Origin of the sequence: Alkalihalobacillus pseudalcaliphilus, assembly GCF_028610675.1 — a bacterium.
GTDB lineage: Bacteria > Bacillota > Bacilli > Bacillales > Bacillaceae_D > Alkalihalobacillus > Alkalihalobacillus pseudalcaliphilus.
Genome location: NZ_JAQQWS010000004.1, coordinates 13,528 through 37,473, shown reverse-complemented (window position 1 = coordinate 37,473; position 23,946 = coordinate 13,528). Strand labels below are relative to the sequence as shown.

The 23,946-nt window shown below is 38.2% G+C and carries 22 protein-coding genes and 1 pseudogene; 4 read left to right on the top strand and 19 right to left on the bottom strand.

The features are described 5' to 3' along the window. Nucleotides 1-24 precede the first annotated feature (24 nt). From pyk to dnaE, 7 genes are all read right to left on the bottom strand, one after another. Nucleotides 25-1,782, bottom strand: coding sequence for a pyruvate kinase (pyk, locus tag PQ479_RS10260; protein WP_047990247.1), 1,758 nt, complete (start codon nt 1,780-1,782; stop codon nt 25-27). 275 nt (nt 1,783-2,057) lie between these two features. Then, the gene (gene pfkA / locus PQ479_RS10255; protein WP_047990246.1) at nt 2,058-3,017 is read right to left on the bottom strand and encodes a 6-phosphofructokinase; all 960 of its coding nucleotides are present in this window, start codon (nt 3,015-3,017) and stop codon (nt 2,058-2,060) included. Between the two features lie 311 nt (nt 3,018-3,328). Next, entirely contained in the window at nt 3,329-4,306 is a 978-nt protein-coding gene (gene accA, locus PQ479_RS10250) for an acetyl-CoA carboxylase carboxyl transferase subunit alpha (RefSeq protein WP_047990245.1), read from the bottom strand. Between the two features lie 16 nt (nt 4,307-4,322). Beyond that, entirely contained in the window at nt 4,323-5,177 is an 855-nt protein-coding gene (accD, locus tag PQ479_RS10245; protein WP_047990244.1) for an acetyl-CoA carboxylase, carboxyltransferase subunit beta, read from the bottom strand. A gap of 119 nt (nt 5,178-5,296) precedes the next feature. Continuing rightward, nucleotides 5,297-5,947 (bottom strand): FadR/GntR family transcriptional regulator, encoded by a 651-nt coding sequence (locus PQ479_RS10240; RefSeq protein WP_047990497.1) that lies wholly within the window; start codon nt 5,945-5,947, stop codon nt 5,297-5,299. A gap of 23 nt (nt 5,948-5,970) precedes the next feature. Then, complete coding sequence (gene ystJ, locus PQ479_RS10235) at nt 5,971-7,215, bottom strand: NADP-dependent malic enzyme (RefSeq protein WP_047990243.1); 1,245 nt, start codon at nt 7,213-7,215, stop codon at nt 5,971-5,973. Nucleotides 7,216-7,445: 230 nt separating this feature from the next. After that, nucleotides 7,446-10,571, bottom strand: coding sequence for a DNA polymerase III subunit alpha (gene dnaE, locus PQ479_RS10230; RefSeq protein ID WP_053070509.1), 3,126 nt, complete (start codon nt 10,569-10,571; stop codon nt 7,446-7,448). Nucleotides 10,572-10,770: 199 nt separating this feature from the next. Here dnaE and PQ479_RS10225 point away from each other — a divergent pair, with 199 nt between their 5' ends. Further along, nucleotides 10,771-11,100, top strand: a complete 330-nt coding sequence (locus tag PQ479_RS10225) for a YtrH family sporulation protein (RefSeq protein WP_047990242.1) — start codon at nt 10,771-10,773, stop codon at nt 11,098-11,100. Continuing rightward, the gene (gene ytrI, locus PQ479_RS10220) at nt 11,100-11,615 is read left to right on the top strand and encodes a sporulation membrane protein YtrI (RefSeq protein WP_047990241.1); all 516 of its coding nucleotides are present in this window, start codon (nt 11,100-11,102) and stop codon (nt 11,613-11,615) included. Before PQ479_RS10225 ends, ytrI begins: the two co-directional genes overlap by 1 nt. Before the next feature lie 19 nt (nt 11,616-11,634). On the opposite strand, the gene PQ479_RS10215 is transcribed toward ytrI, so the two are convergent. Beyond that, nucleotides 11,635-12,576, bottom strand: coding sequence for a DHH family phosphoesterase (locus PQ479_RS10215; protein ID WP_047990240.1), 942 nt, complete (start codon nt 12,574-12,576; stop codon nt 11,635-11,637). 157 nt (nt 12,577-12,733) lie between these two features. On the opposite strand from PQ479_RS10215, the gene PQ479_RS10210 reads away from it, so the two are divergent. Continuing rightward, nucleotides 12,734-13,033, top strand: a complete 300-nt coding sequence (locus PQ479_RS10210) for a YtpI family protein (RefSeq protein ID WP_047990239.1) — start codon at nt 12,734-12,736, stop codon at nt 13,031-13,033. 70 nt (nt 13,034-13,103) lie between these two features. On the opposite strand, the gene PQ479_RS10205 is transcribed toward PQ479_RS10210, so the two are convergent. From PQ479_RS10205 to PQ479_RS10190, 4 genes and pseudogenes are all read right to left on the bottom strand, one after another. Further along, nucleotides 13,104-14,405 carry a DRTGG domain-containing protein gene (locus PQ479_RS10205; protein WP_047990238.1) on the bottom strand — a complete coding sequence of 434 codons (1,302 nt, stop codon included), beginning with the start codon at nt 14,403-14,405 and terminating at the stop codon, nt 13,104-13,106. Nucleotides 14,406-14,489: 84 nt separating this feature from the next. Further along, a complete protein-coding gene (locus tag PQ479_RS10200) occupies nt 14,490-14,735 on the bottom strand; it encodes a hypothetical protein (protein WP_047990237.1) in 246 nt (81 codons plus the stop codon). A gap of 89 nt (nt 14,736-14,824) precedes the next feature. Continuing rightward, nucleotides 14,825-14,935, bottom strand: a pseudogene (locus PQ479_RS10195) (acyl-CoA thioesterase); the annotation flags it as partial. Nucleotides 14,936-15,084: 149 nt separating this feature from the next. Further along, a complete protein-coding gene (locus PQ479_RS10190) occupies nt 15,085-15,768 on the bottom strand; it encodes a metal-dependent hydrolase (RefSeq protein WP_047990236.1) in 684 nt (227 codons plus the stop codon). 140 nt (nt 15,769-15,908) lie between these two features. Here PQ479_RS10190 and PQ479_RS10185 point away from each other — a divergent pair, with 140 nt between their 5' ends. Continuing rightward, nucleotides 15,909-17,012 (top strand): M24 family metallopeptidase, encoded by a 1,104-nt coding sequence (locus PQ479_RS10185; protein WP_047990235.1) that lies wholly within the window; start codon nt 15,909-15,911, stop codon nt 17,010-17,012. A 58-nt stretch (nt 17,013-17,070) separates the two neighbouring features. On the opposite strand, the gene ald is transcribed toward PQ479_RS10185, so the two are convergent. The 7 genes from ald to PQ479_RS10150 all read right to left on the bottom strand — a co-directional run bounded on the left by ald (nt 17,071) and on the right by PQ479_RS10150 (nt 23,735). Then, nucleotides 17,071-18,186 (bottom strand): alanine dehydrogenase, encoded by a 1,116-nt coding sequence (ald, locus tag PQ479_RS10180; protein ID WP_047990234.1) that lies wholly within the window; start codon nt 18,184-18,186, stop codon nt 17,071-17,073. After that, entirely contained in the window at nt 18,158-18,589 is a 432-nt protein-coding gene (locus PQ479_RS10175; RefSeq protein ID WP_047990233.1) for a hypothetical protein, read from the bottom strand. Before PQ479_RS10175 ends, ald begins: the two co-directional genes overlap by 29 nt. Nucleotides 18,590-18,636: 47 nt before the next feature. Further along, on the bottom strand, nt 18,637-19,404 hold the full coding sequence (locus tag PQ479_RS10170) for an SDR family oxidoreductase (RefSeq protein ID WP_337957094.1): 768 nt from the start codon (nt 19,402-19,404) through the stop codon (nt 18,637-18,639). Nucleotides 19,405-19,510: 106 nt separating this feature from the next. After that, entirely contained in the window at nt 19,511-19,657 is a 147-nt protein-coding gene (locus tag PQ479_RS10165) for a hypothetical protein (protein ID WP_273716966.1), read from the bottom strand. Nucleotides 19,658-20,117: 460 nt separating this feature from the next. After that, nucleotides 20,118-21,488 carry an argininosuccinate lyase gene (gene argH / locus PQ479_RS10160; protein WP_047990231.1) on the bottom strand — a complete coding sequence of 457 codons (1,371 nt, stop codon included), beginning with the start codon at nt 21,486-21,488 and terminating at the stop codon, nt 20,118-20,120. After that, nucleotides 21,485-22,696, bottom strand: coding sequence for an argininosuccinate synthase (locus tag PQ479_RS10155; protein ID WP_047990230.1), 1,212 nt, complete (start codon nt 22,694-22,696; stop codon nt 21,485-21,487). Before PQ479_RS10155 ends, argH begins: the two co-directional genes overlap by 4 nt. 199 nt (nt 22,697-22,895) lie before the next feature. Then, complete coding sequence (locus PQ479_RS10150; RefSeq protein WP_047990229.1) at nt 22,896-23,735, bottom strand: EcsC family protein; 840 nt, start codon at nt 23,733-23,735, stop codon at nt 22,896-22,898. Nucleotides 23,736-23,946: the final 211 nt, after the last annotated feature.

Genomic DNA, 23,946 nt, shown 5'->3' with positions numbered 1-23,946 from the left:
AAGACAGCCCTTTATTCCATTACATTATAGAACACTTGCATGTCCTCTGTAAATGTCTCCACGGGTACTGTCTACAGTTATTTCTTCACCTTCATTAAATAAACGTAATGCACCTTCAACGCCTACAATAACTGGCGTATTAAGGCTGATTCCAACCACGGCTGCATGAGAAGTAAGCCCACCTTCTTCTGTAATGACAGCTGCTGCTTTCTCAAAGGCAGGAATCATGTCCTTATCTGTGCTTTGCATTACTAAAATCGAATTAGCTTTTACCTTTTCAATCGCTTCTTGTGCATTGGTGGCAACGACGACTTGACCCGTTACAGAGCTTTTACCAATACCTTGGCCTTTTGCAACGACCTCTCCAATGACATGAACTTTAATTAAGTTAGTTGTCCCTGATTCACCAACTGGAACACCTGCCGTAATTACTACACGTTCACCTTGCTTAATCATCCCTGATTTCACAGCCGCATCCACCGTAATTTCTAGCATATGGTCTGTTGACTTTGCTTTCTCACCCAATACAGGGAATACACCCCATACTAAGCTTAACTGACGATAAACACTAGGATTACTTGTCACAGCAATGATGTCAGACTTAGGACGATATCTCGAAACAATTTGTGCTGTATATCCACTTTCTGTCGCCGATAGAATATATGGTGTCTTGAGGTTAAATGACGTATGAACAACAGATTGTCCAATCGCACTTGTCGTTGTCATTGCATCCTCTGCTTTTGCAATTTTATTAAGCAATGCTTTATAGTTTAGACCTTGTTCCGCTCGAGCTGCAATTTTATTCATCGTCTTTACAGCCTCGACAGGGTAATCTCCTGCAGCTGTTTCACCAGAAAGCATGATGGCATCTGTTCCATCAAAAATTGCATTTGCGACATCACTTGCTTCTGCTCTTGTTGGACGTGGGTTGCGTTGCATAGAATCTAGCATTTGTGTTGCTGTAATTACCGGTTTAGCTTCCGCATTACATTTTTTAATTAATTGCTTTTGTACAAGGGGAACTTCTTCAACAGGGATTTCCACTCCTAAGTCACCGCGTGCTACCATCAGCCCATCAGAAACTTGAAGGATTTCGTCAATGTTATCCACTCCCTCTTGGTTTTCAATCTTAGGAATGATCTTGATCGTCTCTCCTCCGTTGTTTTCAAGAAGTTCACGAATTTCTAATACATCAGAAGCTCGACGAACAAAAGATGCCGCTACAAAGTCAACGCCTTGCTCAACTCCAAATAAAATATCAGCTGCGTCTTTATCTGTAATTCCAGGTAAATTCACACTTACATTAGGAACGTTTACACCTTTTTTATTTTTAAGAATTCCACTGTTTTTCACTTCGGTTACTAACTCATCTGCTCGAACTTCTACCACTTCTAGCTCAATTAATCCATCATCGAGTAAAATAGTAGAACCTATGTGTACATCATTTACAAGCTCTGGATACGTAATCGAAATCCTTTCGCTATTTCCGACTATTTCATTCATAGAAACAATGAGCTTTTGTCCAGCTCTTAATTCAGCTACACCATTTTCTAAGGTTTGTGTACGAATTTCAGGACCTTTTGTGTCTAATAAAATCGCCACATTTTTACCTGTTCTTTTACTTGCTTCACGAATATTTTCAATCCTTGCACCGTGCTCAGCAAAGTCTCCATGTGAAAAATTAAGTCTCGCGACATTCATTCCTGCTTCCATTAATGACACAAGTTGTTCAACCGTTTCACTTGCTGGTCCTATAGTACATACGATCTTTGTCTTACGCATAATATAGCCTCCTAAAAATTTTAAACCTCTTTTATATAAAAGTTACATGGGTAGTACTCATTTTTTTGGTTGGTGGTGGCTGGTTGTGCGGTGCACTGAATCTTTTTAGGAAAGCTCTTGCAAGCTCTTTCCTAAAAAGTGGCGGGGCTACGGCAAAGTGTGAGAATCCTCAAAACCGTTTATGCATGAAAAGCCACCCGTTAAAGAGCAAAACTACACTTTTATTCGATGTAGCTAGTAATTAACACCCTTCGGTAGATGCTCTTTCTTTACTTTTAAATAGATAGTTCCTGTGATAGCTTGTACATATCTAAGTCAATTTCATGTTTCTGTGCTAAGATTTCCTCTATACTATGATATACAAGTTGGTTTTTTTGAATACCTACAGCTACACCAGCTTCGCCTTTTAATAATAAATCAACCGCCATCGCACCTAATCGACTGGCTAATACACGGTCAGAAGCTGTTGGCGAACCACCTCGTTGAATATGACCTAATACAGTTACACGTGTTTCCATGTTAATCGCATCACTAATTTTCTTTCCGAAACTAAAGCCATTGCCAACACCTTCAGCAACGATAATAATACTGTGTTTTTTACCTCGCTCTTGTCCTCGCTTTAAACGATTGACGATTTGATCCATGTCATAATCTGCTTCTGGGATTAAAATAGTTTCAGCACCATCAGCTAAACCAGCCCATAAAGCAAGGTCTCCAGCATGTCTTCCCATCACTTCAATGACATACGTGCGCTCATGTGAAGTCGCTGTATCACGAATTTTATCAATCGCTTCAATAATAGTATTTAAAGCCGTATCAAAGCCAATCGTATAGTCAGTTCCTGGTATATCATTATCAATGGTTCCTGGCACTCCAATCGTTGGAAAACCATGCTCTGTTAACTTTTTAGCACCTTGGAAAGAACCATCTCCTCCAATAACGACAAGACCATCAATACCGTGTTTCTTTAATTGTTCTATTCCTTTTAGCTGACCCTCAAGTGTTTTAAACTCCTCACATCGAGCGGTATATAACATCGTCCCACCTCGATGAATGATATCACCAACAGAGCCTAACTCCATTTTATGAATATCTCCTGCGATTAATCCCGCATAGCCATACTTAACCCCGTATACTTCCAATCCATGAAAGATAGCCTTTCTGACTACTGCACGAATGGCTGCGTTCATACCTGGAGAATCTCCTCCACTTGTTAATACCCCTATTCTTTTCATAGCGATAACCTCCTACTACATAAATAACTCATTTTTATATTTCCCGTCTCTAGTAACACTCAAAACCTGTTACTTTTTTCTAGTGTTTCTTAACATTCTGAGAGCATTTTATTAGTGTAGTATATTAAATAGAAATACCTCAATTTCCCCCTAAAAATACCACTACCTGATCATAAATACAATAAGGATCGGCAAGAAAATATGACAAAAGCCGTATTTTCTTAAAATATTGATATAATCGGGTTTTTGCCACCAAATATAGTGTACCTTTAACAAATAAAAAGTACTCTCTAAGAATAGAAAGTACCCAATTAATGCACGTTATTTCCTTCGGTATTATCATTAAATTCACCGATGTTTTTGAACTTTTCGTACCGTTTTTCAAGTAATTGTTCCTCGGTAAACAGTGATAATTCATGTAGTGATTTTTCAATAACTCCACCGATTAACTTCGCCTGTTCTTCCACATTTCGGTGTGCTCCACCTTTAACTTCTCTAATAATCTCATCGATAATTCCTAGTTCTTTTAAATCAGGAGCCGTAATCTTCATCGTTGCTGCCGCTTTTTGAGCTAGACTCGCATCCTTCCAAAGAAGGGCAGCCGCACCCTCAGGTGAAATGACGGAATACGTTGAATTCTCCAACATGTGGATGTGGTTTCCTACCCCTAATGCTAGAGCACCACCACTACCACCTTCACCGATTACAATACAAATGACAGGTACGCGTAAACCGGCCATCTCTAATAAATTCCTAGCAATTGCTTCACTTTGCCCACGTTCCTCTGCTTCTTTCCCAGGGTAAGCACCTTTCGTATCAATAAAACAAATGATAGGACGCCTAAATTTATCCGCTTGCTTCATTAAACGTAAAGCCTTACGATAACCCTCCGGGTGAGGCATGCTAAAATTACGATAAATATTATCTTTCGTATCTTTCCCACGCTGCTGGCCGATAACGGTAACAGCCTTTCCTTTAAACTTCGCAATCCCACCAACAATAGCAGGGTCGTCTCCATACAGTCGATCACCATGCATCTCAAGAAAGTCAGTAAAAATATTTGAGATATAATCGAGCGTTGTTGGACGATCGGTATGACGAGCTATTTGTACCCGTTCCCATGGCTGTAAATTACCATAAATCTCTTTCTCTAATTCATGTAATCTTTTTTCGAGCTTCATAATTTCATCAGAAAGGTCAATTTCCTTTTCTTCTGTAAACGTACGTAACTCATTAATTTTATTTTTAAGTTCAATAATAGGTTTCTCAAACTTTAATTCTGCCGCCATCCATTGCACCTCCTCATTATACTTGTGGTTGATGTATATCTAATAATGTGCCTAACGTCTCTTTTAGCTTATGACGAGGAATAACTTGATCTAATTGACCATGCTCTAAAAGAAATTCTGCCGTTTGGAAGTCTTCTGGAAGCTCTTCTCGAATGGTTTGTTCAATAATGCGACGACCAGCAAAGCCGATTAAAGCTTTAGGTTCAGCAAAATTATAGTCACCTAATGATGCAAAGCTAGCAGAAACCCCACCTGTTGTCGGGTGCGTAATGACTGAAACAAACAAACCACCGGCTCGGTTTAACTTCTCGAGAGCGGCACTTGTCTTAGCCATTTGCATTAAACTCAAAACACCTTCTTGCATTCTCGCACCACCAGATGCAGAAAAGATAATGATTGGTTTCTTTTGTTCGATTGCTGCTTCAATTGCCCTTGTTAGCTTCTCACCGGCAGCTGAACCCATACTTCCCATAATAAATCTAGCATCCATTACGGCTACAATAGCTGGATATCCGCAGATTAATCCCTCAGCAGATACAACCCCTTCTTGTAAGCCTGTCTTTTTCTGAACCGCTTCAAGTTTCTTCTCATAATCAGGGAATTGCAGTGGATTCACACTTGTAATTCCACGATCAAACTCTTTAAATATACCTTCATCGAATATACTTTCCAATCGCTCATAACCACTCATGCGGTGGTGATGTCCACAAGAGGCACAAACAAGTAAGTTCTTTTTTAATTCCTTTGTATACATAATTGTTCGACACGAAGGACATTTTGTCATTAAGCCTTCTGGAACTTCTTGTTTCGCTCGCTCAGATGGAATTGTGGCATAGCGTTTCTTTTTGGTAAATAGTCCTTTAATATTCATGGCTGCACCTCATTCGTTAACCATTTTTATATCGCCAACTCTTTCAGAAATTCTTAATCTATCATATGGTCAAGCTATATAAAACATGCTTTATTTAATAAATATGATGTGACTAACTCTTAGAAATGGTCTTTTTTTAAGTGTTCTTCTAGTAAGGAAAGGAGATTACTTTTGTTCTTTTCACGTAATAAAGTCAATATCATTCGATGATCTTCGAGCTTTTTTTTAGGATCTGCTACTAAATTTCCTGTAAAAAAAGACGCTTGATGAAAATCCACTAAAGAATTCCATATATTAATTAATAGTTTATTATTAGAGGCTGTAACTAAAATCTTATGAAAATGATGATCCAAATCAGTCTCATGGGGGTTCTTGAACTGCTGTTGATAAATGTCTTCTAACTTGAAAAAATCAGCTTCAGAGATTCGATCCACCGCTAAGCGAACCGCATCTAATTCAATTAATAATCGCGTCTCACCCAAATCCTGTCTAGCTTGGTCATCTTTTAACATATATAGCAATATAATATCAACGAGGCGGTGACTTCCAGATGCACTCAGGAAAGTCCCCTCACCTCGTTTCGTTTCAATTAAATCAAGAAGTTCAAGTGCTCTTAAGGCTTCACGAACAGAAGAACGACCAACACCTAAACGTTCACTGAGCACTCGTTCAGATGGCAGCTTATCGCCACTACTTATACCTTCATCTAAAATGAACTGATGAAGCTGCTCGATCACATCAATAAAGCGTTTAGATGGTTGGTTCGTCATTTCCACTCACGTCTCCGTTGCATTTATTGATCGTCATTCCCAATGATCGCTAATTTTCTTGTTTTTTCAGCCACTGCAGCTGGGTCCAACTTTTTCCTCGCAACACCTGTTTCCATTGCAGCCTTCGCAACTGCCGCTGCCACAGCTGGTGCCACTCGTGGATCAAATGGTGCCGGGATAACATAATCAGTCGATAATTCAGCGTCAGTAACTAGTTCAGCAATCGCATGAACAGCCGCTACCTTCATCTCTTCATTAATATGTGTGGCACGAACATCTAAGGCACCACGGAAAATTCCAGGGAAAGCAAGGACATTGTTTACCTGATTAGGAAAATCGGAACGCCCTGTGCCAATCACGCTTGCACCTGCTGCTTTTGCGTCAGCTGGCATAATCTCAGGGTCTGGATTAGCCATCGCAAATATAATCGGATCAGCATTCATCGTTTCAATCATTTCTTTTGTTAATGCACCAGCAACTGAAACACCAATGAATACATCAGCACCTTCTATTACATCACCCAAAGAGCCTTCTTTTTGATTCATGTTCGTATATTTGGCAACTTCTGCTTTAACATCGTTCATACCATAAGGTCGATTTTCAAAAATAGCACCTTTTGAATCACACATAATAATATCTCGGACGCCCATATTACGTAATAATTTTATAATAGCAATACCTGCAGCACCCGCGCCATTAGCAACAACCTTAATTTCCGACATTTTCTTACCTGTAATCTTTAAAGCATTGATTAATCCGGCAAGTGTCACAATCGCTGTTCCGTGTTGGTCATCATGAAACACAGGAATATTCGCTTCTTTCTTTAAACGTTCTTCAATAATAAAACAACTTGGTGCAGCGATATCCTCAAGGTTAACACCACCAAAAGTTGGTTCTAATAATTTGACGGTTTCAACGATCTGATCAACATCCGTTGAACGTAAGCAAATCGGAAATGCATCAACCCCAGCAAAAGACTTAAATAACACAGCCTTCCCTTCCATAACAGGTAAAGATGCTTCTGGTCCAATATTACCCAAACCTAATACGGCCGTACCATTACTTACAACGGCAACCATATTACCTTTCATTGTATATTCATAAACAGATTCAACGTCTTCAAATATTTCTTTACATGGCTCAGCCACCCCAGGAGAATACGCTAAGCTTAAATCATTGGCATTCTTAACTGGAACTTTGGATTTCGATTCGAGTTTCCCCTGATTAATACGGTGTATGTGTAATGCTTCTTCTTTTAATGTGGACACAACGGTCACTCTCCTTATTTTCTCCTGCATTTTGTACCATTTGATGGAACTTCCGCACTGGTCTGACCACTAAAACATAATCATTATAAATGATTGTATAGTAATTAGCCAACCCCTTCTTCTTAAAGCAGGTGGTTTTTTAATGAACAAAAATGGTTTCTCAATAAAAGAAATCCTTTCATGACGCAATTATAAGACTTCCTCATCGAGGATCAATTTTTTTATTCCATTCAAGATTTCTGTAAACTTTCAAGCATCATTACCTTGTTCATAATGAACTGCTCATTTTGCCTTGATTGATCACGCTTACCCTCAACAAATATTAAATTACCTGGTTGAATCAATTCATAATGTTGCTTCCAAATAGAAGGAAAAACAACAGCAGAAATTTGGTTAGATTCATCACTTACCTCTACAAATGCCATAGGTTCTCCTTTTTTTGTTTTTATTTGCTTAACACTCATGATGAGTACGGCAAGCCTACATACCGAATTACTAGCCTTTTTCATCTCTTCAATGGTGAGACGGCGATAATGGTGAAAATGCTCTTCATATTGGAGAACAGGGTGTCCAGATAAATAAAATCCTAATGCCTCTTGCTCATATTCTAATTTCTCTATAGGTGTAAGTGGTTCCTGCATGAAGTAGTCTGGTTTTTCAAGTGATAAGGTAAATAAACCTTCCATTTCCGCTTCAAAATCTTGCACCTTACTTCCATAATCAAAAGCATGATCCACATTCGCTAATAAGATGGCACGATCTTTTTGAAACTCATCTAGAGCTCCCGTTTTTATGAGACCCTCGACAACTTTTTTATTGATTATTTTATGGTCAACTTTTACGACTAAATCAAATAAATCTCGAATATTTGATTTGTCATCAAGCTCAACCAGATACTTGGCCGCTTGATAACCAACATGTTCAATCGATAGTAAGCCAATTCGAATTCCTGCTTTCTCAAGCGAAAAGAGAACAGAGCCCTTTTTTAAAGAAGGTGGGTAAATCTCAACACCCTCTCTTTTGGCCTCTTGAATATATTCGGCTAATTTCTCCTTATGATGGGTAGAACCGGAAAATAAAGCAGCATAAAAAGCAGATCGATAGTGAACTTTTAAATAACTAAGCTGGTAACTTATCATACTATAGGCGACTGCGTGACTTTTTGGAAATCCGTAATTGGCAAAGCGTTCAATTAAATCAAAGATTGCTTTGGCCACCTGAACCTCATAGCCCGACTCCAACGCACCTTCAATAAAGTGTTGCTTTTCAGCAAGCATCGTCTCTTTTTTCTTTTTGCTAATGGCCCTTCTTAAAATATCGGCCTCTGCGTAGCTGTAACCGGCCAGCTGTACGGCAATTTGAATAATCTGCTCCTGATAAACAATAACCCCATATGTTGGAGCTAATATCGGTTCTAAGTCAGGATGAAGATAGTCGATTTTTTCATTGGGGTGATGCTTTCCCTTAATATAAGTTGGAATAAAATCCATCGGACCAGGCCGATATAAGGCATTAACTGCAACGATATCCTCGAAGCGATTTGGCTGAAGCTGTGTAAGAACTTGTCTCATTCCATCTGATTCTAATTGGAAAACACCTGTCGTCTTCCCTGCTGCTAGCCCTTTAAAAACGTCTGTATCATCTAATGGTAATTGTAATAAATCAATGTTCTTACCTTCAAAAACTTTAATAGCCTTCACAATTCGTTCTAACATCGTTAAATTACGTAACCCTAAAAAGTCGAATTTAACAAAACCACTCTCTTCTAACACATTCATGGTTGCTTGAGCTAAATAGATATCTTGTTGCCCCGCTTGTAAGGGAATCAGTTCGGTTAATCTTTGTTGGCTAATAATAACTCCTGCAGCGTGGGTTGAAGTATGTCTTGGCAAGCCTTCAATCTTCTCAACTAAATATAACCACTGTTTATGTTTGTCGGATTGCTGGAACAAATCGTGTAAATCCGTTGATTGTTCAAGTGCCTTCGTTATTGTAATACCTGGTCGGGAAGGAACCATTTTGGCTGCTCGATCGATTTCAAAAGCATGAATACCTAACACTTTTCCAACATCACGTAGAGCTGCCCTAGCTGCAAACGTACCAAATGTCAAAATTTGAGCTACATGGTTTTTGCCGTATTTTTTTTGTACATATTCAATCACTTCATCCCGGCGGTGATCAGGAAAGTCGACATCAATATCGGGAAATGATTGTCTTTGCGGATTTAAAAACCGTTCAAATAATAACTCATACTTTAACGGGTCTATCTCTGTAATAGAGAGCGTATAAGCAACAATCGAACTTGCTGCTGATCCTCGACCCGGACCGACCATAATGCCTTGCTCTTTCGCATAACGAATAAAATCCCAAACAACTAGAAAATAATCAGTAAAGCCCATCTTATGGATGACAGATAATTCATAAGCTAATCTCTCATTTGCTTCAACTGAAGGGTTTATATACCTCTTTTTCAAGCCTTCTTCACAAAGCTGAGTTAAAAAGGTGTGTGGAGCTTCGTCTTCCTTTAATGGATATTTAGGCATTTTCGTTTCTTCTAATGGCAAATGAATCTGGCATTGTGAAATAACTTCCGCCATTACTTCATAAGCTGCTAAGTATGGGACTTGTTGATGAAACTGATCAAGCTCCGGTAAGTAGGCGTGCTTGAAATAACGAGGAGTTTCAATGCGCTGGAAAGGTGTGCCCGCATCAATCCCTTTTAGTACAATCGCTCCTGATACGTCATCTTGGTGTAAAAATCGTACAGGCCATCCCACTATAGCTCGCCACTTCCCTAGTTGCTCCAACGAGATGATTCGCTCGTGCAGAAGCCGATCTTGTTCGGTCTGCCCACTGATCTCTAATAAAATGTTTTCTTCTTGTATAAAAGATGAAGGTAAATTCGTCTTGAGCCATTGCACAGCTACATGACGGTCTTCGTTTTCATGCAATGAACCAAGAGGCCCATCATAATACGGGATAATCACAAAACATTCCTCCACATAGCGGTACAGGTCAGGCATCATTATGTAACTGTCTTTTTTATCTTTTAATCCTAAGATTGTCGCGAGCTTGACTAATGATTGGTAACCTTTAAACGATTTGGCCAATAGTCTTAAAAGAAAAGGAATCGCTTGGTCATTAGATTTTACGGTAATTTCCAGACCGATAATTGGTTGTATATTTTGCTTGAGACAAGCTTGATAGAATGGGATTACACCATACATGTGATGATGGTCAGTTAATGCAATTGCTTCATAACCTAATTGCTTAGCACGTTTTACTAATTCGTTCATTCGGTTCGTTGACTGCATTAAACTGTATTCGCTATAAACATTTGTATGAAGTAGCTGCATGTAAATCCTCCTCTCTTTTATTATGAAAGTTAGTTATGGGCGATTCATTACTACGGATGGTCTTATTCAAATACGTTTATTTCGCAGGTCTATTATAATCCTTTTTTCGGGTAATGAAAAAGTCTTTGCATATTTGTCCACTCCCTGACCATATATTGATAGAAACAAGCTATTTAGATGTTTTGGAAGGATGAGAATTATGACTCGTGAATTACTTTCAACCCTTGTTGATGTTTTCTTTGTCGCTTTTGGAGTCATTATTGGTGGTGCTATCATTGGCAGTCTTGGAGCTTTTTTAGTAGGAAAGGCGCCATTAGATGAGATGAAAAACCTGGCTAGTTCTTTAAAAATATGGGCGATCGTTGCAGCAATTGGTGGTTCATTTGATGCCATTACAAGCATTGAACGCGGTCTCTTTGCAGGATTACATGAAGATATATTCAGAACATTTATGATGTTATTCACTGCCTTTGGTGGTGCTCAAGCAGGTACGGTTATTATCTTATGGATTGTTGGCGGTGAGCACTAATGCGGGTTCCGCCATATTATTTACGACCTGGCTGGCAACGCTTTTTTGCAGGAATTACCATCGGTGTATTAATTGGTTGGGCTTTTTTTCTTAATCATTACGGAAAAGTATATGATCACATGATTGTCAAAATTAAAACACAGGAAGATGAAATTATCCACTTACAAGAAGATATAGAACAATTGAAAAACGACCAGGTTAAACAGAATGAAGACAATAAAAATAAACTAACCGTACAAGAAATTGAAATTAACTTTTCTAATGATAAAGCATTAAAACTTAGTCAACTAACGATTCATGATTTACGGCATCAAGCCCTTGACCAAATTAGTGACGTCAAAGGCAATAGCATTGAATCTGTCTTCCAAGCAAGAGAACTTATTTATCGAACGATCGAAAATAAGACCTATGTAGTTAATGAACGGAATTACCGCTTCAGGATAATCGGTGACTCATTTTCAACAACGCTCCATTTCACGATAGAAATCCATATAGAGCCCACCTCTAATAGCTAAAGGTAGGCTCTTTATCTTTTTAGTTTTGCCCGCATAATTCCTTTAATTGCTTGATTAATGCATCTGCTTCTTCAAAGCTATAAACCGTTGCACCAGAAGCCATCGGGTGACCACCACCATTAAACTTTTGGGCTAACGTATTAATTACTGGCCCCTTTGAACGTAGACGAACTCTAATCTTGTCCTCATCCTCTACAAAAAACACCCAGGCCTTCATCCCTTCAACCTGTGAAAAAACATTAACCAATTGTGAAGATTCATTGGCAGTTACTCCAAATGATTGTAAAGTATCCGCTGTAATTCTCATTTCTCCAACCCCCTCATTCTCATGGAAGATAAAATGTTGAAGAACATAACCTTCGAGTCTTGATGTCGTCAATGATTTCTTGTGGAGCTGTGAATAAAAGCTTGGCTGGTCTACCCCCGCTGCAATCAGTTTACCAGCACGTTCATGTGTGGTTTGAGTTGTATTATTATACATAAAACGCCCCGTATCTCCAACTATCCCTGCGTAAAGAGGAAAAGCAACCTCTGAATCCAATTTGGAATCATACTTCTCACTGCTTTCAATTAAAGACACAATCATCTCACTCGTTGAACTTGCATACGTATCGACCCAATTAATATCCCCGTACTGGTCTTCTGCTGGATGGTGATCAATCTTGATGACCGATTTGGCTAATTTGTAACGTTCATCACTGATACGCTCTTGATTGGCGGTATCTAAAATAAGCACTAAAGCATTTTGATAAACCTCGTCTTCAACTTGATCCATCTCGCCAATAAATAGCAAAGACTCCTCCACTTCACCTACTGCATATACTTTTTTAGCTGGATATACATTGGTTAAAAGTTTCTTTAGTCCGATTTGCGAACCTAATGCATCCGGATCTGGCCTGACATGCCTGTGAATAATAATCGTTTCTGCCACTTCTATTTTCTCGATAATCTGATTTAACATTTTTCATTCCTCGTTTCTTTTCATTCAGACTTTGCCTATTGTCTATGTTAAGATGGTTCACGATATTGACATGAGGCGATGCTAGCATTTTGTTAGTGAAACCGTTACAATATGAAGTGTAATTATGAAAGCTTGAATTAGGAAGGAGCCGTTTTCTATGGCTGACTCATTAACTAAAATTTTTATGATCATTATCGTCATTGCCTTCGTTTTCTTTTTATTTAACAAAGTAAAACAATTACGGGCAAAGGAACCATTAGTGAATCGAATTTATCAATCGAAAGCAAGCCTTTCTTTAGGAATGTTTATGGCCGCTTTTGGTTTGAACTTTATCGTTGGATATAGAAGTATTCTTGAACTATTTATTGGTATTATTTTCACGATTATTGGTGCCTATAACGCTTACCATGGATATAAAGCCTATCTACATTATATCCCACAACTTGAACAAAATTAAGTAAAGCCGTGGCTTTTATAGCCATGGCTTATCTTATGTATAAAAAATGTTCGATGAAATCGAAGCTCTTTTAATCAATAATTTGTGCCATGAGTAAGGCTTTACTCACTAAGTCATCACCGTCATACATTTCAACATCTATTTTCCCATGCTTGCGTCCGATTTCTAAAATTTTAGGTTTAATTTTGATGACACTATCAATTTGAACAGGCTTTAGGAAGTATAAGGTTAGATTTTCTAAAACTAGGTTTCCTCGTTTATATTTCCTTAAAACACGACGACCCGCTTCTGTCACTAATGTCGTCATCACCCCATGTGAAATCGTCCCAAGTTGATTGGTCATTTGTGGAGTAACTTCACATGAATAAATCTCTTCGCCCTTAATTTCACTAAAACGACTTGTTACGATATCCTCAATCGTTTCTCCAACATGCGGTTGTCTTTGTGCCATTTGTAAAGCCTTTAAGACGTCCTGTCTACTTACAATCCCGATAAAGCGTTTCTCTGCATCTATGACAGGAAGTAGTTCAATGCCTTCCCACACCATAATATGAGCAACTGACGCTACTGATGTCCCTTCGCCAACGGTAATTGGATGAGGTGTCATCACTTTGCCAACTAAGGTATCCTTATCAACACCGACGACATCCTTAGCTGTTACCATTCCTTGAACACGCATTCGATCGTCGATAACCGGGTAACGAGAATGCCCCGTTTTCACATTAAATTCCCGCCATTTCTCAATGGGATCGGAAATTGAAAGATAAAATGTCTCATGCAATTGAATGAGTATATCATCCACTAAAACGATATCTTTCTTAATCAATTGATCATAGATCGCTCGATTGATCATAGCGGCAACCGTAAACGTATCATAACTCGTTGAGATAATTGGCAATTGAAGCTCATCTGCTAAAGCAATCACCTCATCACTTGTATCAAATCCTCCTGTAATGAGTACTGCTGCCCCTGCTTCTAATGCTAATTGATGACCATTATAACGGTTACCAACTATTAGTAAGTTACCCGCATCCACATAACGCATCATAGCATCTAATTTCATTGCCCCTATGACAAACCGATTTAATGTCTTATGTAAACCCTCTCGACCACCTAAGACTTGTCCATCAACGATTTTAACAATTTCTGCATAAGTCAACTTCTCGATATTTTCTTTTTTCTTTTTTTCTATTCGAATCGTTCCAACCCGCTCAATTGTACTAACGAGTCCCCGGTTTTCAGCTTCTTTAATGGCACGATAAGCTGTTCCTTCACTAACTTGTAACTCTTTCGCAATCAAACGAACGGAAATTTTCGAACCTACAGGTAATTCTGAAATAAATGTCAGTATTTGTTCATGTTTTGTTGGCAAAAAGAGCCACCACTCTTTCTTCTTCGTCATCTTCACTTAACTGTATTAATGACATTATACTTCTGTTAGAGTGGTGTATCAACCCTATCTTCCATATTCTCGTAAACTCTTACTACGATAATGTTCTTTAGCTACTTCCCTAGTAGGTACAGTTAGATTTTTCTTATATAACAGACCAATAGCATTGCCAACAATCACAAGGCTTGCAAAAACAATCCATGCACAAAAAAAGTAAAATTCAAGACCTGTTGCTTGTAGAGAAAAATAGTCAAAGCTATAAATGAGTAGGATTGAGGCTAACAATATAGATATAAAATATCTTTGTTTCATCGTCATTCCCCCTTTTTATCCAACTTATGAACGATCAAAAAAAATAGACCAAGCTTTTTACTCAGGTCTATTTATGAGAGTGAATATCCTTATTTTCTTTTGATTTCTTCATATTTATGAAACCATTCTGGAAAAGCTTTTTTGAATTGAATAGGGCGAAAATGTCCTTGCTCTCCCTTTACGACAATATGTGTCGTAGTCTCCGCATGACTCGTCCTCTTGGGTATGAACGAACACTTAATACCATACTTTTAACATTCACGAGAATGAATTCAAAGTATAATAAAATTAATCAAACACCCTAAGTCAAGAAAAAAATCTAATTGCTCAAGAAACGCTTTAGTAACGTTTAGAGTTCAACACTTGCTCCGACTTCTAAATATAGACCCTGTCCACCTGATAGTGATTCTGCAAAGGCTTGTCCGTCTTGTTCGATGACTGGAAATGTATTGTAATGCATCGGAACAACCTTTTTAGCACGTACCCAGTCTGCCGCTGTCGCTGCATCTTCCGGCCCCATTGTAAAGTTATCACCAATTGGTAAAAAGGCAATATCTATCGTATTTCTTTCACCGATTAGCTTCATGTCACTAAATAACCCGGTATCGCCTGCGTGATAAATGGTTTTATCTTCAGCCGAAAATAAAATTCCTGCAGGCATACCTGTATATATAATTTCTTTCGTTTCAGATATCTCGTAAGACGAGCCGTGGAAAGCTTGAGTTAATTTTACTTTTCCAAAATCAAACTGATAAGCACCACCAATATGCAACGGATGTGTTTTGACTCCTTGCCATTCTAAGTAAGTCGCTAGTTCAAATGGAGCTACTACTAACGCATCATGCTTCTTAGCCAATTCAACCGTATCACCGACATGATCATTATGCCCGTGCGATAGTAAGATGACATCTACTTCTACTTCGTCTGCTTTTAAATCTGTATTGCCATTACCTGTAATAAAAGGATCAATGATAATTTTTTTACCCTTCGTTTCAATCAAGACAACTGAATGTCCGTGATAACTAACTTTCATACCATTTCAGCTCCTTAAAATAGAAATCGTTATTTTCCCCTACATTCCCATTTTAAACGAATCTAAACTTTAAGTCATTTCTAATTCATGATAGATTAAAGATAAAGAATTTTTGGAACACAATAGAAAGGATGACCTACATGAACGTATCACGCATTCAACATATCCAAACAGCCTTAAAAAGTCAAAACCTCGATTTTGGATTTATCCAAGGAAAGTCTAATCTATTTTATTTAACGGGATTTCGTTGCGAACCTCATGAACGCCTCGTCGCATTGATCATCCCTGCAGATGGAGCTCCCGTCGTTATTGCTCCAAACATGGAACTAAATTTAATTAAAGAAGTAGGTTGGCAATCTGAAATAATAGGTTACAGTGATACCGATAACCCATGGTCATTGATTCATACATACTTAAAATCAAATCAAATTGGTACTGAACGGATTGGAATAGAAGCTAGCATTCTTACCTACCAAAGAGCTTTAGCGCTCCAAGAGCTAGAAGAGCAAAATAATGAACTCATAGATTTTGAGGAAGTGTTATTGCAAACAAGATTAATAAAATCACAAGAAGAAAGAGCCATCTTACAAGAAGCAGCCAAGCTTGCTGATTTTGGGGTAGAAGTCGGGGTTCAAGCCATTAAAAAAGGTGCTACAGAATTAGCGCTAATTGCAACTATTGAATATGAGCTTAAACAAAAAGGAATCAGAGAAATGTCTTTTGATACACTCGTATTAACAGGTGCCAATTCTGCTAACCCACATGGCAAGCCTGGATTAAATGCTGTTCAACCAGGTGACTTTGTTCTTTTTGATCTCGGTGTTGTATATGAAGGTTATTGTTCCGATATTACTCGAACCGTTGCCTTTCAATCTGTCTCAGAAAAACAGCACGAGATTTACGAAACGGTTTTATCAGCACAATTAGCTGCCATCGAGGCATCTAAGATCGGAAATACGCTAGGAAGTATCGATCAGGCAGCACGAACCACGATTGAAGAAAAGGGCTATGGCTCTTATTTTCCTCATCGTATCGGACATGGACTTGGTACAGATGTTCACGAATGGCCATCACTTAATGCGACAAATTCCATGCTTCTAAAGCCGGGAATGTGTTATACCATTGAGCCAGGTATTTATGTACCAAACATAGGCGGTGTACGAATTGAGGATGATATGTTTATTGATCAAACTGGACCAACTTGCTTAACTCAATTTCCAAAGGAACTGCAAATAATTAAATAAGACAAAAAAGCTATCTCACCGTGACATACTCATCGGTGGAATAGCTTTTTGACCTTTTTTAACTTAATAACGTTTTTGCATCTTTATATTCGAGGTTTTGAGCTTCTGCGACGGCTTCGTAAGTCACATATCCATTAAGCGTATTAACACCTTTAAGCAACGCTGGATTGTCCAAGCAAGCTTTTTGGTACCCTTTATTTGCGAGTTGCAAAGCGTATGGAATTGTAACATTCGTTAAGCCCATTGTAGAGGTTCTAGGAACAGCACCTGGCATATTTGCAACTGCATAATGAACGACTCCATGCTTTTCATAAGTTGGGTTATCATGAGTTGTTACGCGATCAACCGTTTCAAAAATACCACCTTGGTCAATGGCGACATCAACTATTACTGAACCCGGCTCCATATTTCTAACTGTTTCTTCTTTTACTAACCGTGGAGCTTTAGCACCTGGAATTAATACGGCCCCAATCACTAAATCAGAACGTCGGATCGCTTCGTCAATATTAAAAGGATTTGACATAAGCGTGTGCAATTGATTGCCAAATAAATCATCAAGCTGTCGTAACCTCTCTGGATTAAGATCTAACAAAGTAACATCTGCACCTAATCCCATCGCAATCTTTGCTGCATTTGTACCAACTACCCCGCCACCAACAACCGTCACCTTTGCACGCTCAACTCCAGGTATTCCAGATAATAAAACACCTTTACCACCTTTAGATTTTTCTAAAAATTGTGCCCCAATCTGTGAAGCCATACGTCCTGCAACTTCACTCATTGGTGTTAAGAGCGGCAGACTGCCATTAGGCAATTGAACCGTTTCATATGCAATACCAATTACTTTCTTTTCAACAAGGGCTTTGGTTAACTCAACCTCTGGTGCTAAATGCAAATACGTAAACAAAATTAACCCCTCACGAAAATATGGGTATTCCTCAGCAATCGGCTCTTTTACTTTCATGACCATTTCAAAAGACCACGCTTCTTTAGCTGTATGAACGATGGTCGCACCCGCTTGAGCATATTCGGCATCCAAAAAACCGCTACCTTCCCCAGCTGTCCTTTCTACATATACTTCATGGCCGGCTTGTTTTAAGGCAAAAACACCTGCTGGAGTCATAGCCACTCGGTTTTCATTATTTTTAATTTCCTTCGGTATACCGATTTTCATTTTTGTTCAGCTCCTTTTTCAATTGAGAATCCCATGTCCACGTATATAATTGATTCTTCTCAGAAATAAGACGAATGGATACCTTTTCTAAATGAGCATATTTTTTACTTAATAAAGGAATCATTTCTTCCATCTTTGCCTTTTCATGAAGGTGAAGAAATCGAACCATAGCATCTACTTCTTTTTTCGCCTTCTTGCCTTCCGTTCGATCTGTTCGATGAACAAATACATACCTCATTGGGTTCTCATATATCCATTCTTTATGTTGACCATCAGCTTTAATTTCAATTTCTACTTTCGTCGGTTTCGATGGTTGAGTCGCTGCAAGCGTGGTCCCTGGATGAATACATACGCCACATAAGGTCATGGTGACAATAAGATGAAATACTAGTCCTTGAATCATTCGTACCACCTCTAATGATTAAAGTGACACAAAGATCTCTAAACTATTCATTTACGTTCACGATTAATAACATCAACTGCACCCGTTACATCCACAACGCTACCGGTAATCATATCCGAATTGTCTTCACATAGAAATAATATGGTTCTTGCGATATCTTCTCCTGTCGCTGAACGTCCTATCGGGGTATTACCTTCCATTTGTTTTTCTCTTGCTTGTTCAATGGAGGCTTCTTTCATTTCGCCTAATATATTCCCTGGGTTCACCATGTTGATGGTAATGCCATTTTCAGCTTCCTCAATCGAGACGGTTTTCATTAATGAGACCACACCTACTTTTGCAGCTGCATAAGCAGAACGATATTTCCAACCTGGTGCATAATTAGCCTCTTGAAAACCATACGTAACAATACGACCAAATTTTTGCTCTCTCATGATAGGAATTACAGAACGAAGTAGGTGAAAAACAGCACTTAAATTACCTTCCATCATGCTATACCATTCTTCTTCCTCGTAATCAACAAGCTTTTTCCGCTCAAAAATATATGGTCCGGCATTATTGATTAGAATATCAATTCTTCCAAACTGATCATATGCTTCTTTGATGGCATTGTGTAAATCTTGTTTTTTCGTGACATCCGCTTGAACAAATTGAATTCTCTCTAAATCATTTGGCCAACCTTGCTTAAACTTTTCAACAGCTTCCATATCTTTATGATATGTAATTGTTAAAGAATAGCCTCTATATAAGAGAGCACGAGAAACTTGAAATCCAAGTCCTTTTGTTCCTGCTGTAATAAAAGCATGACGCCGCATAAATTGAGCCTCCCAAACCATTTATTGTCTTTATTATGAGCATACTATTTACTTTGGGAATTGTAAAAATATATGGCTAATGTTTAGAAGGCTTCTGCGTCTTTACTTATAGAAATGAATTCTCATCCCCAGATTCTGATTTACTTGGCATTTGTTCACCTTCACATTGACGGTAAATATCCATCACCTGCTCATGAACCTCTTTTTCTCCTTCTTCTACATAAGTAAAATGAGTTGTTTTGTGTTCTTTCATTGTCAATTCCTCCATTTTATACTTAAATGCCGTACGAACGAACTTATTGCCTACTAGCCGCAAAACCATTCTCAGATGTAAAGAAATCAAATGGAACAAGGCTAGACAGTTTAATTCAAAATGACATATACATTCTTATTCGTTTTTAAACGGTTGTTTAAAGAATTTAGTTTTTAGTATGTGGCATATGTGCTTAAACATAAGAGGGAGTGTCTGGTAACCGCAAAACAACACTTATAATTGTCATGAATCACGATTATCTACAACTTGGATGCATCATATTTGGTGAGTTGTTGTCATTAATCTTATTTATATAACTCTGCCACATTTGTCGTATGAGTATCAGTAGCAATGTACGATGTTCGCACATCACCCAAGTAACTTATACACAAAACAAAACCGTCGACATTTCTCACTAGAATGTCAACGGTACAAATATATCTTGATTTACCTATACATTTTATAAAAGCGATTGGGCTTTAGCTAATGCCTTTTTCACTTGTTCAAACCCTGTCCCACCTGCACTATTCCTTCTAGCAACGACTGTCTTAGGCTGCAATACCTCATAAATATCTTCTTCAAATAAGTCACTTGCATCTTTATAGTCACTAAATGGAAGTTCTAATAAAAATACACCTTTATTGATGGCAGTAAGAACCAGTTTACCAACAACCTCATGTGCTTCGCGGAATGGCATTCCTTTTGTTGCAAGGTAATCAGCCAATTCGGTTGCGTTTGAAAAGTCTTGGTGAACCGCCTCATTCATCACTTCAGCTTTGACTTTCATCGTCTCAATCATACCTGCAAAGATAAGTAAGGATCCTTTTACAGTCTCAACGGTATCAAACATCCCCTCTTTATCCTCTTGCATGTCCTTATTGTAGGCCAGAGGCAACCCTTTTAAGGTTGTTAAAAGGGAAAACAGATTGCCGTATACTCTTCCTGTTTTACCACGAATCAATTCAGCCATATCTGGGTTCTTTTTCTGAGGCATAATACTACTACCAGTAGCAAAGGTATCATCCATTTCTATGAATTGAAACTCTTGGGAAGACCATAAAATGAGCTCCTCTGCAAAACGAGATAAATGCATCATTAACGTTGAAGAAGCTGCAAGAAACTCGACAATAAAATCTCGATCACTAACCGCATCAAGACTATTTTCATAAATGCCTTCAAACTCTAATAATTGAGCAGAATATTCTCGGTCAATTGGAAAAGTCGTCCCTGCCAAGGCTCCAGCACCTAAAGGTGAGATATTTACACGTTTAAGACTATCTGAAAGTCTGCTATAATCGCGCTCAAGCATCCAAAAATAAGCTAATAAATGATGTGAAAACGAAACAGGCTGTGCTCTCTGCAAATGCGTATAACCTGGAATTAACGTTTCAATATGATCATTGGCTTGACATACAATAGCCTCTTGGAGTTTCTTAACCGCACTCATAATTTCTTCTGTTTGATTACGTAGATATAAATGCATATCGGTCGCCACTTGGTCATTTCTACTTCTTCCTGTATGAAGTTTACCACCTACGGGACCGATTTCATCGATCAAAAACTTCTCCAAATTTAAATGAATATCTTCATTGTGAACGGAAAACTCTAACTCACCTTTTTTCGCTTTTTCACGAAGGATATTTAATCCACCTTTAATTAGCTCAACCTCTTCGCTCGATAAGATTTCGCACTTACCAAGCATCGTGACATGAGCAAGACTGCCTTCAATATCTTCATCCACTAACTTCTGGTCGAAGCCGATTGACGCTCCAAACGCGTCAACCCACTCCTCTGCTGTTTTTGTGAAGCGTCCTCCCCAAAGCTTTGTCACAGTGTAACCTCCTTTTTCTCCTTGTTCACCATGCTGTGTACTTTTGTAGTTAAGCCCCAAAGAGAAATAAAACCAACGGCTGCACTGTGGTCAAACTCATCATCTGTCGAGTACGTAGCTAATTTTTCATCATATAAAGAATAAGGAGATTTACGACCTTCCACAATCGCATGACCTTTAAATAATTTTACACGTACAACTCCAGTTACGGACTTTTGTGTTTCTTTTAAGAAAGCTAACAAAGCAGGTTGTAATGGCGAGAACCATAAGCCATCATAAATAAGCTCTGTAAGTTTCTTTGAGATAACTGGTTTGAAATGTGCTACTTCTTTAGATAATGTAATATCCTCTAACTCTTTATGTGCCTTAATCAATGTCATCGCACCAGGGCACTCGTAAACTTCACGTGATTTAATTCCAACTAAGCGGTTTTCTACATGGTCAATACGTCCAACCCCATGTTTGCCTGCAAGATCATTCAAATAAAGAATTAACTGATCTAATTGATATTTGACCCCATTAATAGCTACTGGTACACCTTGTTCAAATTCAATCTCAATGATATCTGCCGTATCCGGTGTATGCTCTAAGGCTGTTGTTAACTCATAAGCCCCTTCTGGAGGTGTAGCCCAAGGGTCTTCTAAAATCCCACATTCATTGGCACGCCCCCAAAGGTTTTGGTCAACTGAATAAGGGTTATCAAGGTCAATTGGAATCGGAATATGATTCTTTTTTGCATAAGCAATTTCTTCATCACGAGACCATGCCCACTCACGAACCGGTGCCAGCACTTCTAAATTTGGATTTAGTGCTTGAATGGATACTTCAAAACGTACTTGGTCATTCCCTTTACCTGTACATCCATGAGCAACGGCTGATGCACCCGTCTGCTCCGCAATTTCAACTAACTTTTTAGAAATTAACGGACGAGATAAAGCTGAAACCAATGGGTATTTATCTTCATACATCGTATGTGCTTGTAGAGCAGGTAAAACAAAATCCTCAGCAAACTCTTTTTTTGCATCGATTGAGTATGATTCAATAGCACCTACGTCCAATGCTTTTTGTTTTACAAAATCTAGATCTTTCCCTTCACCAACATCTAATCCTACTGCAATAACATCATAACCTTGATCAGAAAGCCACTTAATGGCTACTGATGTATCTAATCCCCCAGAATACGCTAATACTACTTTCTTTTTTGTCATGATTTGTTCCCTCCACTGAATAATCATACTTGTATAATTATTTTTATACATTAATATTCGAAAGAAAAGAGCCTTTTAAGCTCTTCAACTGATTGTATAAAACCTAAATTCAATCTTATTAATATACATTACTTTAACAATGAACATGAATTTTGGCAATAGGTATTTATAAAGTTTTATAAAATTATTGTTCTCTTTTTTATACTTCTCCTAAACGTTCTAGCAGCAATCGTTTTTGATAAAAATGTTCAACTACATTTGTTACTTGCTTTGTTAGTTGATAGTTCATGCCTGCACCAATAGCAATTCCTAATAAAGGGACACCTTGAATGGACTTTCTCCGCAATACGGATATAAGCATATTTTTTCCTATTTGTTTAACCAGCTGACCAAACCAAGCAGAATCAAAGACTTGGTCTTCACCTTCATAAAAAATATGCTCTTGCTCATAGTATGAAATCTCATCAAATAAATCATCCCACGCTTCATATTGATTCGCTTTTGGCAATGTCGCTAAATAATATAGCTTTAAGGCTATGACTTGTTCAAGTGGTTTTTTTGTATCATAACCATATACCATTGCTAGTTGTTGAATCGTTCTTAGATGAATGGAAGCGAGAACGGGTAGGTCAATGGCTAGTAATAAAAAACCACCTAATCCTGTTACACTTCCTTGTCCTACGGCTAGCAGGCGCTGTTTGGCCATAAATTGTTCGGATAAGTAATGTAACTGGTCAATTGATAATGTTTTCATGTCTTCTACATTTTCTATTTGAGGATTAAACAGCCTTGCGTATCGAAATACCTTTTCTTTTAGTTCTTGGTCATTTTTGTTATTTTGGATGAAGGATTGTAATTGTATAAAGATTGAATCTAACTGATTCACTACTTTTTGATCGATTGGTAGCTTCCATTCTTTGAGGGCAGGAGCGACTTTATCTGCCCGTTTAAGGAATTGTTCGTGATGAAATTGCAAATAATCTTGTTCCCATTGTAAAATTTCATTTAAGCGACTTTGCTCTCTTTTAAATTGTTCCATCTTCCTATTCACCTACTCTTTAAATGATATATTTTGAATTCTTTTGTATAAAGTTGATGCTCATGTGCGGATTTTTGCTCACCCGCTACCGAAAATTATGCTCCGAGACAATCACGTGTCGCTGAGCTAATCGACTTCGCCGCTCGATCTCAGCTCTGCCACTACGTCCATGTTTTCGTCCGCTAGGTTTCTGCTAATTCTCTAGTTCACA

What these genes read in the sequence shown, in the direction of transcription:
- PQ479_RS10200 (WP_047990237.1), bottom strand. Translation starts at nt 14,735, where the DNA reads ATGAAACAAAGATATTTTATATCTATATTGTTAGCCTCAATCCTACTC.
- pfkA (WP_047990246.1), bottom strand. Translation starts at nt 3,017, where the DNA reads ATGAAAAGAATAGGGGTATTAACAAGTGGAGGAGATTCTCCAGGTATG.
- PQ479_RS10165 (WP_273716966.1), bottom strand. Translation starts at nt 19,657, where the DNA reads ATGAAAGAACACAAAACAACTCATTTTACTTATGTAGAAGAAGGAGAA.
- ald (WP_047990234.1), bottom strand. Translation starts at nt 18,186, where the DNA reads ATGAAAATCGGTATACCGAAGGAAATTAAAAATAATGAAAACCGAGTG.
- accD (WP_047990244.1), bottom strand. Translation starts at nt 5,177, where the DNA reads ATGAATATTAAAGGACTATTTACCAAAAAGAAACGCTATGCCACAATT.
- PQ479_RS10155 (WP_047990230.1), bottom strand. Translation starts at nt 22,696, where the DNA reads ATGACAAAAAAGAAAGTAGTATTAGCGTATTCTGGGGGATTAGATACA.
- PQ479_RS10210 (WP_047990239.1), top strand. Translation starts at nt 12,734, where the DNA reads ATGGCTGACTCATTAACTAAAATTTTTATGATCATTATCGTCATTGCC.
- accA (WP_047990245.1), bottom strand. Translation starts at nt 4,306, where the DNA reads ATGGCGGCAGAATTAAAGTTTGAGAAACCTATTATTGAACTTAAAAAT.
- PQ479_RS10150 (WP_047990229.1), bottom strand. Translation starts at nt 23,735, where the DNA reads ATGGAACAATTTAAAAGAGAGCAAAGTCGCTTAAATGAAATTTTACAA.
- PQ479_RS10240 (WP_047990497.1), bottom strand. Translation starts at nt 5,947, where the DNA reads ATGACGAACCAACCATCTAAACGCTTTATTGATGTGATCGAGCAGCTT.
- PQ479_RS10225 (WP_047990242.1), top strand. Translation starts at nt 10,771, where the DNA reads ATGACTCGTGAATTACTTTCAACCCTTGTTGATGTTTTCTTTGTCGCT.
- PQ479_RS10215 (WP_047990240.1), bottom strand. Translation starts at nt 12,576, where the DNA reads ATGTTAAATCAGATTATCGAGAAAATAGAAGTGGCAGAAACGATTATT.
- PQ479_RS10170 (WP_337957094.1), bottom strand. Translation starts at nt 19,404, where the DNA reads ATGCGGCGTCATGCTTTTATTACAGCAGGAACAAAAGGACTTGGATTT.
- PQ479_RS10175 (WP_047990233.1), bottom strand. Translation starts at nt 18,589, where the DNA reads ATGATTCAAGGACTAGTATTTCATCTTATTGTCACCATGACCTTATGT.
- PQ479_RS10190 (WP_047990236.1), bottom strand. Translation starts at nt 15,768, where the DNA reads ATGAAAGTTAGTTATCACGGACATTCAGTTGTCTTGATTGAAACGAAG.
- ytrI (WP_047990241.1), top strand. Translation starts at nt 11,100, where the DNA reads ATGCGGGTTCCGCCATATTATTTACGACCTGGCTGGCAACGCTTTTTT.
- pyk (WP_047990247.1), bottom strand. Translation starts at nt 1,782, where the DNA reads ATGCGTAAGACAAAGATCGTATGTACTATAGGACCAGCAAGTGAAACG.
- dnaE (WP_053070509.1), bottom strand. Translation starts at nt 10,571, where the DNA reads ATGCAGCTACTTCATACAAATGTTTATAGCGAATACAGTTTAATGCAG.
- PQ479_RS10185 (WP_047990235.1), top strand. Translation starts at nt 15,909, where the DNA reads ATGAACGTATCACGCATTCAACATATCCAAACAGCCTTAAAAAGTCAA.